Consider the following 15,100-nt stretch of genomic DNA (forward strand, 5'->3'; position numbering starts at 1 on the left):
ACCCAATGAAAAATGAAAGTGACCTCGAAATTTTAAGCATCCAGCTTGGACAGTTGCTAAAAAAACAAGGTAAAACCATAACCTGTGCTGAATCATGTACGGGTGGATGGATTGCAAAAGTGCTGACCGATATTGCAGGGAGCTCAGACTACTTCCACCGTGGTTTTGTGACTTATAGTAATGAAGCCAAGCAGCAAATGATCGGTGTCACCAATCGTTCATTGCAAAGATTTGGTGCTGTGAGCGAGCAAGTTGTAGCAGAAATGGCTCAAGGGGCACTAAAAGAAGCTAGGGCGGATTATGCTGTTTCTGTGAGTGGTATTGCAGGTCCTGGTGGTGGAAGCGATGAAAAACCTGTCGGCACAGTTTGGTTTGGGTTTGCCAAAAAACAGTCTACAGGAACAGTTGAACTCATCACTAAGCATTGTGTCTTTCTAGGCGATAGATATTCAGTTCGTTTACAATCAACAGGTTATGCATTAGAGACTCTTTTAGAAATCATTAAGTAAAAATTTTCTTGATACTGTATGATTATACAGTATACTTAGCATCAACAAACCGAATTAAATCGTTCTATTTGCAGTGGGGCAGTCCATTGCACCAAAGGGAGTGAACATGGCTATCGATGAAAACAAACAAAAAGCACTAGCTGCGGCGTTAGGTCAAATTGAAAAGCAATTTGGTAAAGGTTCTATTATGCGTCTAGGTGAAGACCGCACAATGGATGTTGAAACTATTTCAACAGGTTCTTTATCTCTTGATGTCGCTTTAGGTGCTGGTGGCTTGCCGTTAGGGCGTATCGTCGAAATTTACGGGCCAGAGTCTTCCGGTAAAACAACATTGACTCTACAAGTGATTGCCGCAGCGCAGCGCAGCGGTAAAACATGTGCATTTATTGATGCTGAGCACGCACTAGACCCAATCTACGCCAAAAAATTGGGTGTTGATATCGATAACTTATTATGTTCCCAGCCAGATACTGGTGAGCAAGCACTTGAGATTTGTGATGCGTTGACTCGTTCTGGTGCTGTTGATGTCATCATTGTTGACTCCGTTGCTGCATTAACACCAAAAGCTGAGATTGAAGGTGAGATTGGTGATTCACATATGGGGCTAGCTGCTCGTATGATGAGCCAAGCAATGCGTAAATTAGCGGGTAACTTAAAAACCTCAAATACGCTGTTGATTTTTATCAACCAAATTCGTATGAAAATTGGTGTGATGTTTGGTAACCCTGAAACGACAACTGGCGGTAACGCGTTAAAATTCTATGCATCAGTGCGTTTAGACATTCGCCGCATCGGTGCAGTGAAAAATGGTGAAGAGATCGTTGGTAGCGAAACGCGTGTTAAAGTTGTTAAAAACAAAGTCGCGGCACCATTCAAACAAGCTGAATTCCAAATCCTTTATGGGGAAGGGATTAACACTTTTGGTGAGTTAATTGACTTAGGTGTTAAACATAAGCTGATCGAAAAAGCAGGTGCTTGGTATAGCTATAACGGTGACAAAATCGGGCAAGGTAAAGCAAATTCGACAACTTATCTGAAAGAGCACCCTGAAGTTGCGAACGAAATTGATAAAAAATTGCGTGAAATGTTATTAACTCATACAGGTGAATTTAATAGCGCTGCTTCTGACTATATCAGTGACGCTGACGAAGAAGAAGCACCTGAAGAATTTTAATGCTTAGTTATTGGCCTGATAAATAAGTAAATTAAAAACGCCACTCAAAAACGAGTGGCGTTTTTTTGTATCTCGTTTGAGCTATAATAAAGTGTGGGATTGATTTTCAGTGGAAAAATAGCCAACTGAAAGGTATAAACATACTTTCAGAAAATATTTAGACGCTTTACAATGAAAGCCACGAATGGATGTAGCTATTACTTTCAATAATTCAAAATGCAGTAAAGTGGTAAGTGAATAGATTATCTGAGTCATTATGTATAGTGTGACCAGTAAGAATATAAAGTAGCCACCAGCACTGTGATTTTGGTGATGACGAGTATAAATTTTACTTCTACGCAAAGAGACTTTATCTTATCAGTCACTTATTAATCGGAGAGTTGATTAGAGGTGATGTTACATTCCATCTCAACAATTCGTAATTCAGTTTCCAGCTTGAAATCGGGATAAATATGAGTAAAAGCACCGCTGAGATCCGTCAAGCGTTTCTCGACTTTTTTCATACGAAAGGTCACCAAGTGGTAAGTAGCAGTTCGCTAGTACCTAATAATGACCCAACATTATTGTTCACAAACGCAGGGATGAACCAGTTCAAAGATGTATTTCTTGGTCTGGATAAAAGAGCATATTCCCGAGCGACAACCGCACAAAGATGTGTGCGAGCAGGTGGCAAACATAACGATTTAGAAAACGTCGGCTATACAGCCCGTCACCACACTTTTTTTGAAATGCTTGGTAACTTCAGCTTCGGCGATTACTTTAAGCATGATGCAATCAATTTTGCATGGGAATTATTAACAGGGAAAGAATGGTTTAACCTACCAAAAGAAAAGTTATGGGTTACCGTTTATGCAACTGATGATGAAGCTTATGAAATCTGGAACAAAGAAGTCGGTATCCCAGTAGAACGCATCATTCGTATCGGTGATAATAAAGGTGCACCATATGCATCTGACAATTTCTGGCAGATGGGTGATACAGGCCCTTGTGGACCATGTACAGAGATTTTCTATGATCATGGAGATCATATTTGGGGTGGCCCTCCAGGGAGTCCTGAAGAAGATGGCGATCGCTATATTGAAATCTGGAACATTGTTTTCATGCAATTCAATCGCCAGTCAGACGGAACAATGGAACCATTACCAAAGCCTTCTGTAGATACAGGTATGGGCCTAGAGCGTATTGCAGCAGTATTGCAGCACGTTAATTCAAACTATGATATTGATATTTTCCGTGATTTAATCGCTGCAGCAGCAAGTGCAACGGGGTCTCAGGATCTATCAAACAAATCACTGCGTGTTATAGCTGACCATATTCGTTCTTGTGCATTCCTCATTAGTGATGGGGTTATTCCATCTAATGAAGGCCGCGGTTATGTGCTGCGTCGTATCATTCGTCGTGCGGTACGCCATGGTTATATGTTGGGAGCAAAAGATACGTTCTTCTACAAACTTGTTGCGCCATTGATTAAAGTGATGGGAGCCGCTGCTGATGAGTTGGCACGTCAACAAGCTATGGTTGAAAAAGTGCTTAAAACTGAAGAAGAACAATTCGCTCGTACACTAGAACGTGGCCTTCAGTTACTGGATGAAGAGCTTGCTGCACTTAAAGGTGATACTTTAGACGGTGAGACGGCATTCCGTTTATATGATACCTATGGCTTCCCAATTGATTTAACTGCGGATGTATGCCGTGAGCGTAACCTTAAGGTCGATGAAGAAGGCTTTGAGCGCGCAATGGAAGATCAACGTCGCCGTGCTAGGGAGTCGAGTGGTTTCGGTACAGATTATAATTCATTAATCAAAGTTGAGAAGCACAGTGAATTCTCCGGTTATGCTTATAATGAACAATTAGCTACCATTACTGCGATTTATAAAGATGGTCAACCAGTTGACTCATTGAATGCAGGTGATGAAGGGTTAGTGATCTTAGATAAAACTGCATTTTATGCTGAATCAGGTGGTCAGGTTGGTGACACTGGTTCATTACATAATGAGAGCGGTAGTTTTATCGTCACTGACACACAAAAGTATGGTCAAGCGATTGGTCATATAGGTAAAGTTGAGTCTGGTACATTAGTTATTAACCATCGTATTGATGCTAAAATTGATGTGAAAAGACGCGATGCTATCCGTCTTAATCACTCTGCAACTCACTTACTGCATGCTGCACTGCGTCAAGTGCTTGGTGATCATGTTTCGCAGAAGGGTTCATTAGTTAATGATAAATATCTTCGTTTCGATTTTTCACATTTCGAAGCTATGACTGCCCAGCAACTACGTCAGGTAGAAGATATCGTTAATGCTCAAATTCGTAAGAATACGCCAATTGATACGGAACTTATGGATTTAGAAAGCGCTAAGGCTAAAGGCGCGATGGCTCTGTTTGGTGAGAAATATGAAGAGCGCGTTCGTGTTTTAAGTATGGGCGATTTCTCTATCGAGCTTTGCGGTGGTACTCATGCTAGTCGTACTGGTGATATTGGTTTATTCCGTATATTAAGTGAATCAGGTACTGCAGCTGGTGTTCGTCGTATTGAGGCAACAACCGGTGAGTGCGCACTTGAAAGTGTTCATAGTCAATCCGAGCAATTGAATGCCATTGCCCATCTTTTGAAAGGCGATATGAGTAGCTTAGTTGAAAAAGTAAAATCTGCATTGGATAAATCACGCCAATTAGAAAAAGAGATTTTGCAATTAAAAGATCAACAAGCATCTCAAGAAAGTGCTTCACTAAGTAGTCAAGCAAAAGATATCAAAGGCGCTAAATTACTTGTAAGCCAACTTAATAGCACAGAACCTAAGCTTTTGAGAACAATGGTTGATGATCTCAAAAACCAGTTGAAATCTGCGATTATCGTGCTTTCAACAACAAGTGGTGATAAAGTCAGTGTAATTGTTGGTGTAACAAATGATTTGACTGCTAAAATAAAAGCTGGTGATTTGATATCGTATGTTGCACAACAAGTTGGTGGTAAAGGTGGTGGCCGCCCAGATATGGCTCAAGCTGGAGGTACTGATGTTAGTGCGTTACCAGCTGCTATGGCAAGTGTAGAAGAGTGGGTGAGTTCACGGCTCTAGGCGCATATTAAAGTTGCCTCATGCACCGTGAGGTAACTTTGTTTGTTGCAACATTGTTAATGTGTTGTGGGTAGTGTTATATTTTGTATGTATATAATTAAAATGATTGCCTTGATGGCATCAATGCTTTAGGTGTATATCATTGCTTTACGTTTTCACGGTGTGTGATGGACAATAGCGGGGGGGAAACCTAGAGACCCGACTCTTTATAATATTTCAAGGAGCAAAGAATGCTTATTCTGACTCGTCGAGTTGGTGAAACACTCATGATAGGCGATGAGGTAACAGTTACTGTACTGGGAGTAAAAGGCAATCAAGTTCGTATTGGTGTCAATGCCCCAAAAGAAGTTTCTGTTCACCGTGAAGAAATTTATCAACGGATCCAGGCCGAAAAGACTCAACCAGATAATCAATAATAATGAATAAGCGTCCAAATTTTGACCCACACAGCGAAAATGGACGCTTGTCTTTCATTTGAGATCTTGTCATGTAGTGAGCTTATAGTGTGATTATGTTTATCCATTGAAGCTCGTATATTTATATTCATATCCATTTTCTTACTCATTATTTGGGTTTTAGCTAATTCTCACATGTCTTTTGTTTTTCTAGAGCAGCTTACGCTGTTCTATTTTTGAACTGGTATAGCGGAAGAAATCGTTTCTTGATATTTTTAATACTGTGTTTAGTTTTCTTTTTTGAGGTAGGTAACTTTTTTAGTTCCCTTAGAAAATAATGAAATTAAGCTGTGATGAATGTCATTTTCGATGCTAAACTAATCATCTTGCTTGTGAAATGTGCAAACAGTCATTAGAAACCAAAAAGTTTGGAAAAATTGTTTGACTTCTAAGGTCAGGAAAGTAATATGTGCGCCACACAGAGACGAGATGTTGAAAAACAAATCGTGTGTGACTAAAAACGGTGAGGTGGCCGAGAGGCTGAAGGCGCTCCCCTGCTAAGGGAGTATGCGGTCAAAAGCTGCATCGAGGGTTCGAATCCCTCCCTCACCGCCATTTTAGATTGCTGCATCCGTAGCTCAGCTGGATAGAGTACTCGGCTACGAACCGAGCGGTCGGAGGTTCGAATCCTCCCGGATGCACCATATTTAACCCTATGAGTAATGCTGATGGGGTTTTGTTTTGGTTTTTAGCAACCAAAACGTAGCAGTAACTGATAAAGTAGAATTTGATATTGTAATGCATCCGTAGCTCAGCTGGATAGAGTACTCGGCTACGAACCGAGCGGTCGGAGGTTCGAATCCTCCCGGATGCACCATCGATTAGTGAATATCTTCACGTATCAATTATTCCATTATTAACAGTGTTGCTGATTGCCGATAAATTAATATCGGCAAAAGAATTATGCATCCGTAGCTCAGCTGGATAGAGTACTCGGCTACGAACCGAGCGGTCGGAGGTTCGAATCCTCCCGGATGCACCAGAATAAGAAGCTCCTCACTGAGGGGCTTTTTTTTCATCCTTCAGATGACTATTCTTTATTATTTCAATACCTACTCAAGACAAACCACACATCTAGACAGCGACAATTTCCTTCATTTAAGCTAAAGTAAGCACCTTACTAAAATAAAATTACATCACAGGCGGGAGGTCGATTTGATCCCGGACGTATCAAAAGCGCTCTCATGGTTAGAGGCGCACCCAGAAGCACTAAATGGCATTCAGCGTGGTATTGAGCGTGAAACATTACGTGTCACTCCGAAAGGTTCTATTGCTGAAACCTTGCATTCGGAAGAATTGGGGAAAGCTTTAACACATAAATGGATCACGACAGACTTTGCTGAGCCTTTACTCGAATTCATTACTCCAGTGGATAAAAGTATCGGGCACAGTTTGGCTTTTCTTAGGGATTTACATCGGTATACGGCACGCCATCTTCATAATGAAAGAATGTGGCCACTAAGTATGCCTTGCTTCATTGAAAATGAAGAGAAGATCACACTTGCTCAATATGGGACATCTAATGTTGGTCGCTTCAAAAATTTATATCGTGAAGGGCTAAAACACCGTTATGGTGCGTTGATGCAGACTATTGCTGGTGTTCATTACAATTTCTCGTTGCCAATTGAATTTTGGCAAGCGTGGGCAGGTGTTAAAGATGCCGAAAGTGGTAAAGTACAAATCTCTGATGGTTATTTACGCCTGATCAGAAACTATTATCGTTTTGGTTGGGTTATTCCTTACTTATTTGGCGCTTCCCCTGCGATTTGTGGTTCATTCCTTAAAGATAGGGATACTAAGCTCACTTTTGATAAAACTGACAGAGGAACCTATTACTTACCGTATGCGACTTCGTTGCGGATGAGTGATTTAGGCTACACAAACAAGTCTCAGAGCGATTTAAACATCACGTTTAATGATTTAGATAGCTACGTAGCAGGTTTAAAGAAAGCGATTTATAAGCCGTCTGAGGAGTTTGCTGCACTAGGCACTAAAAAAGATGGCAAATATATTCAATTGAATACTAATGTGCTGCAAATTGAAAATGAATTGTATGCACCAATCCGTCCAAAACGTGTACCTAAAGGTGATGAATCACCATCAGATGCATTACTGCGTGGTGGTATTGAATACATTGAAGTGCGAGCTTTAGACATCAACCCATTTAGTGCAATTGGTGTTGATGAAACACAAACTCGTTTCCTTGACCTATTTTTGATTTGGTGTGTGTTAGCGGATGCGCCAGAAATGGATGCTCAGGAGTTAGACTGTAGCCGCAAAAACTGGAGCCGAGTGATCCTCGAAGGGCGTAAACCAGGCCAAGTGATTGGTATTGGCTGTGGCAGCGAAATGAAACCACTTGTTGAGGTTGGTCAGCAATTATTTAAGGATTTGATCCGTGTTGCTGAGGTGCTCGATACTTGTTGTGATGCTAAATATCAAGATGTTTGCCACCAATTTGTTTCAATGTTTGAAGATCCGACATTAACCTATTCTGCGTTAGTGATGGATAAGATGCTTGAGCAAGGGATCGGTGGTTATGGTTTGGATCTAGCAGAAAAATACTATCAAGAGCTGATTAGTGAGCCTTATGAAGTGATTACTGAAGAGCAGTTCGAGGCCGCAAGGTTAGCTTCCATTGAAAAACAAGCTATGATTGAAAAAGAAGAGACTGAGAGTTTTGAAGATTACTTGCATAAGCATGCTGGTCGTTAAAAGAAAATGGCCACTCTAGGTGGCCAAATAAAAATCTCTTAGAGAATTAGGGATGATAACAAATTTGCGCGTCTTTCATTAAGTAAGACTCGGCAATTTCAAAATAGTTTCATTTTTTTCGTAAATAAAAAATAATTTTTTCAGGAGGTCAATAAATGCCGTTATTAGACAGTTTTACTGTAGATCACACGCGTATGGCTGCGCCTGCCGTCCGAATTGCAAAAACCATGAAAACCCCAAGTGGGGACACGATCACAGTGTTCGATTTGCGCTTCACAGTACCTAACAAAGAAGCTATGACGGAAAAAGGCACTCACACTCTTGAACATCTATTTGCAGGGTTCATGCGTGATCACCTTAATGGTAATGGTGTAGAAATCATCGATATTTCACCAATGGGTTGCCGTACAGGTTTTTATATGAGCTTGATTGGTCAGCCTGATGAACAGCGCGTTGCGAATGCATGGAAAGGTGCAATGCAAGATGTGCTGAAAGTGCAAGATCAAAACAAGATCCCTGAGCTCAACGTTTATCAGTGCGGAACATTTAAAATGCATTCATTGGAAGAAGCACAGCAAATTGCTCGTAATGTATTAGCATCTGAGATCCTCATTAATAAGAATGATGACCTAGCATTACCAGCTGAAAAGTTGACTGAACTGCATATCTAGTTAAGTGATCCTAAATAAACTGCACCTAATTTTTATTTAGCTGTTTATAAAATAAAGGGGTGCAGTTTTTTATATCTATACTTATTGTAGTGTTACAGCGGAAGGGGCTGTTGCGAGAGGGGTGATCTTAACTTGTTTGATAATGTTGTCGCTGATCAGCAATACTTCAACTAAATAATTGGCAATCACAATTTGTTCCTGTAATTCAGGAATGTCACCAATAACTTCTAACACCATACCATTAATGGTTCTAGGGCCATCAACTGGAAGGTGCCAATCAAACGCCTTATTTAGGTCACGAATATTTGCAGTACCATCAACTAAAACACTACCGTCACTTTGCGGCAAAACTTCCTCCGCTAACGATGGTGACATTGAAGTGGTAAAATCACCGACAATCTCTTCTAATATATCCTCAACTGTGATCAGTCCTTGGATTTCACCGTACTCATCAACAATAATGCCAATTTTTTCTTTATTGTGTTGAAAATTAATCAGCTGGATACTTAATGGCGTACTGTTAGGAATAAAATAAATATTATCAGCTGCTTTAATTAGGTTTTGTTTATTGAATTCACGTTTTTCCATCATCATGCGATAGGCTTCACGTACACGTAAAATACCAATGGCATCGTCAAGAGAATCGCGGTATAGAACAATGCGGCCATGCGGTGAATGAGTTAATTGGCGAATAATTGATTTCCAGTCATCATTGACGTCAATGCCAACTATTTCATTTCTTGGCAACATGATGTCACCGACGGTAACTTTTTCGAGGTCCAATATCGAAATCAACATGTCTTGGTTACGGCGGCTGAGCTTAGTTTTTGATTCATTTACAATAGTTCTAAGCTCATCTTTACTCACCGCATCACTGCGGATGACTGGCGGTTTTATGCCACATATCCACATAAATAACAGGGTGATTTTGTTGAAGGTCCAAACTACTGGCAGCATAATTTTTTGTAGTGGTTTTAAAATATAGCTACTCGGAAACGCGACTTTTTCAGGATATAACGCAGCGATTGTCTTAGGCATCACTTCAGCGAAAACTAGTATTACAAAGGTTAAAATACCCGTGGCAATAGCGACACCGGCATTGCCATATAAGCGCATACCTATAATTGTAGCGAGTGATGAGGCAACAATGTTAATCAAATTATTGCCGATAAGAATCAAACTGATTAGCTTGTCAGGGTGCCTAAGTAACTTTTCAACACGTTTTGCTGAACGGTTACCTTGCTTTGCAAGGTGTTTCAAACGATAGCGGTTTAGCGTCATCATGCCTGTTTCTGAGGCTGAAAAATACGCAGACATCACGATCAAAACCACTAAAATTATGATAAGCGTACCAGTAGATACGTGATCCAAAACTAGTTTCCTTGTGCTGTGTCTATAAGATTATTTTATTAGTTTTTGCGTCAGGGTACCATAACTTGCTGTATCAAACGGTTACCGAAAAAAGCCATCGTAAGGATTAGTGCCCCCACGACATGGAAAGACAGGACGCGTTTACCTCTCCAGCCACCATGGAAATGCCCCCACAGTAAAATAATATAAACGAACCAAGCGATAACAGATAACACAGACTTATGGATATTTTCTTTATCAAAGATATTATCCATATAAATAAAGCCAGTGCATAAGGTTAAGGTTAGCAGAATGACCCCAACTTGGGTGATATGAAACATTTTGCGTTCAACCACCATCATGGGAGGCATATCAGGGCTGAATTTTAGTGTCTTATTTTTTAATTGATAATCAATTAAAGCAACTTGGAAGGCATAAAGTGCAGCGATCAATAGCGTAGCGTAGCTGAGTAAGGCTAAACCAATATGAATAAATAGAGGAACACTGGCTTCTAAATGGGTAATAAATTCACCAGGCATAATTGTCGATAGCATTAAATTAATGATCGCAAAGCTATAGACAATAGGGGTGAGATACCAAGCCCTACCTTTGTATGCCACGACAGTCATAATAATACACATGAGTAAACTGACTGCGGAGCCTAAATTCAATAATGTGAGGTTTTGCCCCCCATCTCCACGAAAAATAAGTAACTTTAGCGTTATTGCATGTGTAATGAGCGCAATAACGGCTAATAAAAGGGCGAGTTGGCGGTACATTGGCTGCTTACGAACCTGACCTGGAACAATCAGCGACAGGCTGAGCAGGTATGTACAAACTGCTATGACTGCAAATACGGGCATAGTATAGTGTCGTTATTCATTTTAAGTGGGTAATGTTAAGTAGTATAACTCGTGCTGCTGTACGCTCCAACCATTGGTCGCGTTAATAAGCTACTTCTTAATTGTTAAGCGCACTGAAAAGTACTTTTCTTTGATTTTATTTATCTTAATTTAGGCAGATAGACAACTTGAAACTCTGTCTGATTAAATCAACCATAAACAGGGTGAAGCGAAACCGCGTCAGGTATGGTAGACTAAGGCGAAAACTCTTGATGTTGGTTTTAGGTGTGAGTACTAGCACTTATTTGCCTCTTAAAAGATAAATAATAAAAACGTTACCTAAATTAGCCACTATGTACTTGCATTTTGCAGTATGAACAACCAAATCTAGCTTTGACAGTAGGCCCTTAAACAGAATTGAGCTAAGACATATGTTTGATAATTTAACTGACAGACTATCGCGCACTTTGCGCAACATCAGCGGGCGTGGTCGTCTGACTGACGATAATATTAAAGATACACTGCGTGAAGTTCGCATGGCTTTGCTGGAAGCAGACGTTGCATTACCTGTTGTCCGTGAGTTTATTCAAAAAGTAAAAGATAGTGCCGTTGGCCAAGATGTTAATAAAAGCTTAACACCAGGCCAAGAGTTCATCAAAATTGTTCAAAATGAGCTCACAAGCGCGATGGGCGAAGAAAACCATCAGTTAAATCTTTCTGCTCAGCCGCCTGCAGTTGTGCTTATGGCCGGTTTGCAAGGTGCAGGTAAAACAACTAGCGTTGCTAAACTGGGTAAGCATTTAAAAGAGAAACAAAAGAAAAAAGTTTTAGTTGTTTCGGCTGACGTCTATCGTCCTGCTGCGATCAAACAGTTAGAGACATTAGCGCAGTCGGTTGGGATTGATTTCTTCCCATCAGATGCGCAAGAAAAGCCTGCTGCTATCGTACAAAAAGCGTTAAAACATGCACAACTGCAGTTTTATGATGTACTGTTAGTGGATACCGCAGGCCGCTTACACGTTGATGAAGCAATGATGGATGAAATTAAAGAGGTCCATCGTATTATTAATCCTGTAGAAACCTTGTTCGTTGTTGACGCAATGACGGGTCAGGATGCGGCAAATACAGCTAAAGCATTTAATGAAGCGTTGCCTCTAACTGGGGTTGTATTGACCAAAGTGGATGGTGATGCTCGTGGTGGTGCCGCTTTATCCATTCGTGCAATTACAGGCAAACCTATCAAGTTCTTAGGGGTAGGGGAAAAAACCGATGCTCTGGAGCCATTCCACCCAGAACGCGTAGCTTCACGTATTTTAGGCATGGGCGACGTATTGTCTCTTATCGAAGAGATTGAACATAAAGTTGACCGTGACGAAGCAGAAAAACTCGCGAAAAAACTCAAAACTGGCGATAGTTTTGATTTAAATGATTTCTTAAATCAGTTAAAGCAGATGCGCAATATGGGCGGCATGGCCAGTATGATGAGCAAGATCCCTGGTATGTCGCAAGTTCCTGATGCAGTTAAGTCTCAGATGGATGATAAAATTACCATCCGTATGGAGGCGATTATCAACTCAATGACGCGTAAAGAGCGAGAAAAGCCTGAGATTATCAAAGGGTCTCGCAAGCGTCGTATCGCAGCAGGTTCAGGGACTAATGTGCAAGAGGTTAACCGTCTTTTGAAGCAATTTGATGACATGCAACGCATGATGAAAAAGATGAAAAAAGGCGGTCTTGCTAAGATGATGCGCGGTATGAAAGGAATGATGCCACCGGGTTTTCCGGGGCGTTAAGCAATGAAGCCAGAAAGAAAATGCACTTTTGATTGATTTTTGCGTCAAAGTGAGTAAAATTTTCGGGCTTTTTATATGACAGCCGGACTCTATCCCTCGATGGAGTCTGGTTGTTTTATTAACTAATGAGGATGTTATGGTAACAATTCGTTTATCTCGTGGCGGCGCAAAAAAGCGTCCGTTCTACCAAATCGTTGTAACCGATAGCCGCAATGCGCGTGACGGTCGTTTCATCGAGCGTATCGGTTTCTTCAACCCAATCGCTTCAGGTCAAGCAGAAGAACTGCGTTTAGACTTAGATCGTATCGAGCATTGGGTTGGCCTGGGTGCAACTGTTTCTGACCGTGTTGCACAATTGGTCAAACAAGCTAAAAAAGCAGCTTAATCTGTCACGGTGGTAACAATGAGCAAGCAAGCAAATCTAGCGACACCTACTAATCCCATTGTTTTGGGGAAGTTAGGCGCAGCATATGGAATTCGTGGTTGGCTCAAAGTTTTTTCGTCCACCGAACATGCTGAAAGTATTTTTGATTATCAGCCTTGGTTTATTCAACGTTCAGGTCAGTGGCAGCACGTCGAGCTGGAAGATTGGAAAAACCACAACAAAGACATCATTGTTAAGCTCAAAGGGGTCGATGACCGCGATGAAGCTGCACTCTTGACTAATTTTGAGATTGTTGTTGATTCAACACAACTCCCTGAATTAGATAACAACGAGTACTACTGGAAAGACCTTATGGGCTGCCATGTAGTTACGTTGCAAGGGTACGACCTTGGTACCATCACTGATATGATGGAAACTGGGTCGAATGATGTAATTGTCATTAAGGCAAATTTAAAAGATGCATTTGGCATCAAGGAGCGGCTGGTTCCGTTTCTTGATGGGCAGGTTATCAAGAAAGTCGATCTCAAATCTAAACTGATTGAAGTTGATTGGGATCCTGGTTTTTAAATCTCCGGTTGAACGGTTTTTATGAGTGGGACTAAATCATGTGGATTGGTGTAATTAGCCTGTTTCCCGAAATGTTCCGCGCAATAACCGAGTACGGGGTAACTAGTCGGGCAGTGAAAAATGGCCTGATGTCTGTTGAGTGCTGGAATCCGCGGGACTTTACTCACGATAGGCACAAAACAGTGGATGATCGCCCATATGGCGGTGGTCCGGGCATGCTGATGATGGTGCAACCTTTAAAGGATGCTATCAACGCAGCAAAAGCTGAGGCGGGTGAAGGCGCAAAAGTGATTTATCTGTCACCTCAGGGGCGCAAACTCAGTCAAGATGGTGTTTGTGAGTTGGCAACCAATGAGAAATTAATTCTTGTTTGTGGCCGATATGAAGGTATTGATGAACGGATCATTCAAACCGAAATTGATGAAGAATGGTCAATCGGTGATTACGTTCTCAGTGGTGGGGAACTCCCTGCTATGGTGTTGATAGACTCAGTGTCTCGGTTTATACCGGGGGTACTAGGTCATCAAGCTTCTGCACAAGAAGACTCTTTTGCAGATGGTTTGTTAGATTGTCCACATTATACTCGCCCTGAAGTATTAGACGGCATGCAAGTACCTGATGTTTTACTGTCAGGCAATCATGCAAAGATAGATAGCTGGCGCATGAAGCAATCACTTGGCCGTACCTGGCTTAGAAGACCTGAGCTTCTGGAAAGCCTAGCTCTGACTGACGAGCAGAGGATGTTGCTGGCTGAGTTCCAACGTGAACATCAGCTTGAGCAATGAGTGAATCCAGACAATTAAATTAATTGTCTAACATATATCAGTTTACCTAGGGTAAGAGAATTATTATGAGCAACATTATTAAACAAATTGAACAAGAGCAGATGAAGCAGGACGTACCTTCATTCCGTCAGGGTGATACTGTGGAAGTTAAGGTATGGGTCGTAGAAGGCTCTAAAAAACGTCTGCAGGCATTTGAGGGCGTGGTTATCGCTATTCGTAACCGCGGTCTGCACTCTGCATTCACTGTTCGTAAAATTTCTAACGGCGAAGGTGTTGAGCGTGTATTCCAAACTCACTCACCAGTCGTAGATAGCATCGCTGTTAAACGTCGTGGTGCCGTTCGCAGAGCTAAACTGTACTACCTGCGTGAGCGTTCTGGTAAGGCAGCTCGTATTAAAGAGCGTCTGAACGCCAAATAATACGCTTTCGCACATCCGAAAGTTATATACAAGGCTCGTGCTTATTAGCACGGGCCTTTATATTTTTCCCATATACTCGTCATATTTCGAGCCGTAGCGTTGTTGGCTGTGTTCACTCACGACTTATCACATACTTACATACTCGTCATATTTCAAGCCGTAGCGTTGTTAGCTAAGTTCACTCGCACTAGTCACATACTTATGTATGCTCCTAGCGTCTCGCTCGCTTGCCGCCTAGCTACAACTTGAACTATTTAGAGTATGTCGCTTGCATTTCTTTGGTAATTCTTTTCTTTTGTTCATTAAAATATTATTAATTTTATCGTTAAAATTGATTTTTACTGTCTTTTTGTAA

The 15,100-nt window shown here is 41.2% G+C and carries 13 protein-coding genes and 4 tRNA genes; 15 read left to right on the forward strand and 2 right to left on the reverse strand.

The window, feature by feature from the left end; all coding sequences use genetic code 11:
• The first annotated feature begins 5 nt into the window (after positions 1–5).
• The 10 genes from pncC to luxS all read left to right on the forward strand — a co-directional run bounded on the left by pncC (position 6) and on the right by luxS (position 8,604).
• Complete coding sequence (pncC, locus tag AC3Z9T_RS20195) at positions 6–509, forward strand: nicotinamide-nucleotide amidase (protein ID WP_490127879.1); 504 nt, start codon at positions 6–8, stop codon at positions 507–509.
• 106 nt (positions 510–615) lie between these two features.
• Positions 616–1,683: a recombinase RecA gene (recA, locus tag AC3Z9T_RS20200; RefSeq protein WP_490127880.1), complete on the forward strand. Its 1,068-nt coding sequence runs from the start codon at positions 616–618 to the stop codon at positions 1,681–1,683.
• Positions 1,684–2,135: 452 nt separating this feature from the next.
• Positions 2,136–4,763 carry an alanine--tRNA ligase gene (gene alaS / locus AC3Z9T_RS20205; RefSeq protein WP_490127881.1) on the forward strand — a complete coding sequence of 876 codons (2,628 nt, stop codon included), beginning with the start codon at positions 2,136–2,138 and terminating at the stop codon, positions 4,761–4,763.
• Positions 4,764–4,993: 230 nt separating this feature from the next.
• Positions 4,994–5,179 (forward strand): carbon storage regulator CsrA, encoded by a 186-nt coding sequence (gene csrA, locus AC3Z9T_RS20210; RefSeq protein ID WP_004264815.1) that lies wholly within the window; start codon positions 4,994–4,996, stop codon positions 5,177–5,179.
• 501 nt (positions 5,180–5,680) lie between these two features.
• Positions 5,681–5,773: transfer RNA gene (locus AC3Z9T_RS20215), tRNA-Ser, on the forward strand.
• 12 nt (positions 5,774–5,785) lie between these two features.
• A tRNA-Arg gene (locus tag AC3Z9T_RS20220) sits at positions 5,786–5,862 on the forward strand.
• Between the two features lie 96 nt (positions 5,863–5,958).
• Positions 5,959–6,035: transfer RNA gene (locus AC3Z9T_RS20225), tRNA-Arg, on the forward strand.
• 88 nt (positions 6,036–6,123) lie between these two features.
• Positions 6,124–6,200, forward strand: a tRNA-Arg gene (locus AC3Z9T_RS20230).
• A gap of 173 nt (positions 6,201–6,373) precedes the next feature.
• Positions 6,374–7,933 carry a glutamate--cysteine ligase gene (gene gshA / locus AC3Z9T_RS20235; protein ID WP_490127882.1) on the forward strand — a complete coding sequence of 520 codons (1,560 nt, stop codon included), beginning with the start codon at positions 6,374–6,376 and terminating at the stop codon, positions 7,931–7,933.
• A 155-nt stretch (positions 7,934–8,088) separates the two neighbouring features.
• Positions 8,089–8,604: an S-ribosylhomocysteine lyase gene (gene luxS / locus AC3Z9T_RS20240; protein ID WP_490127883.1), complete on the forward strand. Its 516-nt coding sequence runs from the start codon at positions 8,089–8,091 to the stop codon at positions 8,602–8,604.
• 81 nt (positions 8,605–8,685) lie between these two features.
• Here luxS and AC3Z9T_RS20245 read toward each other — a convergent pair whose 3' ends face one another.
• Both AC3Z9T_RS20245 and AC3Z9T_RS20250 read right to left on the reverse strand, forming a co-directional pair.
• The gene (locus AC3Z9T_RS20245) at positions 8,686–9,975 is read right to left on the reverse strand and encodes a CNNM domain-containing protein (RefSeq protein ID WP_490127884.1); all 1,290 of its coding nucleotides are present in this window, start codon (positions 9,973–9,975) and stop codon (positions 8,686–8,688) included.
• Between the two features lie 50 nt (positions 9,976–10,025).
• Positions 10,026–10,817, reverse strand: coding sequence for a cytochrome C assembly family protein (locus AC3Z9T_RS20250; RefSeq protein WP_490127885.1), 792 nt, complete (start codon positions 10,815–10,817; stop codon positions 10,026–10,028).
• Positions 10,818–11,227: 410 nt separating this feature from the next.
• Between AC3Z9T_RS20250 and ffh the strand changes: the two genes are divergently transcribed.
• From ffh to rplS, 5 genes are all read left to right on the forward strand, one after another.
• Positions 11,228–12,589 (forward strand): signal recognition particle protein, encoded by a 1,362-nt coding sequence (ffh, locus tag AC3Z9T_RS20255; RefSeq protein WP_490127886.1) that lies wholly within the window; start codon positions 11,228–11,230, stop codon positions 12,587–12,589.
• A gap of 136 nt (positions 12,590–12,725) precedes the next feature.
• Positions 12,726–12,974, forward strand: a complete 249-nt coding sequence (rpsP, locus tag AC3Z9T_RS20260; protein WP_140181997.1) for a 30S ribosomal protein S16 — start codon at positions 12,726–12,728, stop codon at positions 12,972–12,974.
• 18 nt (positions 12,975–12,992) lie between these two features.
• Entirely contained in the window at positions 12,993–13,541 is a 549-nt protein-coding gene (rimM, locus tag AC3Z9T_RS20265) for a ribosome maturation factor RimM (protein ID WP_490127887.1), read from the forward strand.
• Between the two features lie 38 nt (positions 13,542–13,579).
• A complete protein-coding gene (gene trmD, locus AC3Z9T_RS20270) occupies positions 13,580–14,326 on the forward strand; it encodes a tRNA (guanosine(37)-N1)-methyltransferase TrmD (protein WP_490127888.1) in 747 nt (248 codons plus the stop codon).
• A gap of 65 nt (positions 14,327–14,391) precedes the next feature.
• Complete coding sequence (gene rplS, locus AC3Z9T_RS20275) at positions 14,392–14,745, forward strand: 50S ribosomal protein L19 (RefSeq protein WP_047757186.1); 354 nt, start codon at positions 14,392–14,394, stop codon at positions 14,743–14,745.
• Positions 14,746–15,100 lie beyond the last annotated feature (355 nt).

The organism is Providencia sp. 6390, assembly GCF_058148425.1.

Excerpts from the sequence above, each read along its gene's own strand:
- alaS (WP_490127881.1), top strand. The coding sequence starts at position 2,136 with ATGAGTAAAAGCACCGCTGAGATCCGTCAAGCGTTTCTCGACTTTTTT.
- trmD (WP_490127888.1), top strand. The coding sequence starts at position 13,580 with ATGTGGATTGGTGTAATTAGCCTGTTTCCCGAAATGTTCCGCGCAATA.
- ffh (WP_490127886.1), top strand. The coding sequence starts at position 11,228 with ATGTTTGATAATTTAACTGACAGACTATCGCGCACTTTGCGCAACATC.
- luxS (WP_490127883.1), top strand. The coding sequence starts at position 8,089 with ATGCCGTTATTAGACAGTTTTACTGTAGATCACACGCGTATGGCTGCG.
- AC3Z9T_RS20250 (WP_490127885.1), bottom strand. The coding sequence starts at position 10,817 with ATGCCCGTATTTGCAGTCATAGCAGTTTGTACATACCTGCTCAGCCTG.
- pncC (WP_490127879.1), top strand. The coding sequence starts at position 6 with ATGAAAAATGAAAGTGACCTCGAAATTTTAAGCATCCAGCTTGGACAG.
- rimM (WP_490127887.1), top strand. The coding sequence starts at position 12,993 with ATGAGCAAGCAAGCAAATCTAGCGACACCTACTAATCCCATTGTTTTG.
- recA (WP_490127880.1), top strand. The coding sequence starts at position 616 with ATGGCTATCGATGAAAACAAACAAAAAGCACTAGCTGCGGCGTTAGGT.
- csrA (WP_004264815.1), top strand. The coding sequence starts at position 4,994 with ATGCTTATTCTGACTCGTCGAGTTGGTGAAACACTCATGATAGGCGAT.
- rpsP (WP_140181997.1), top strand. The coding sequence starts at position 12,726 with ATGGTAACAATTCGTTTATCTCGTGGCGGCGCAAAAAAGCGTCCGTTC.
- rplS (WP_047757186.1), top strand. The coding sequence starts at position 14,392 with ATGAGCAACATTATTAAACAAATTGAACAAGAGCAGATGAAGCAGGAC.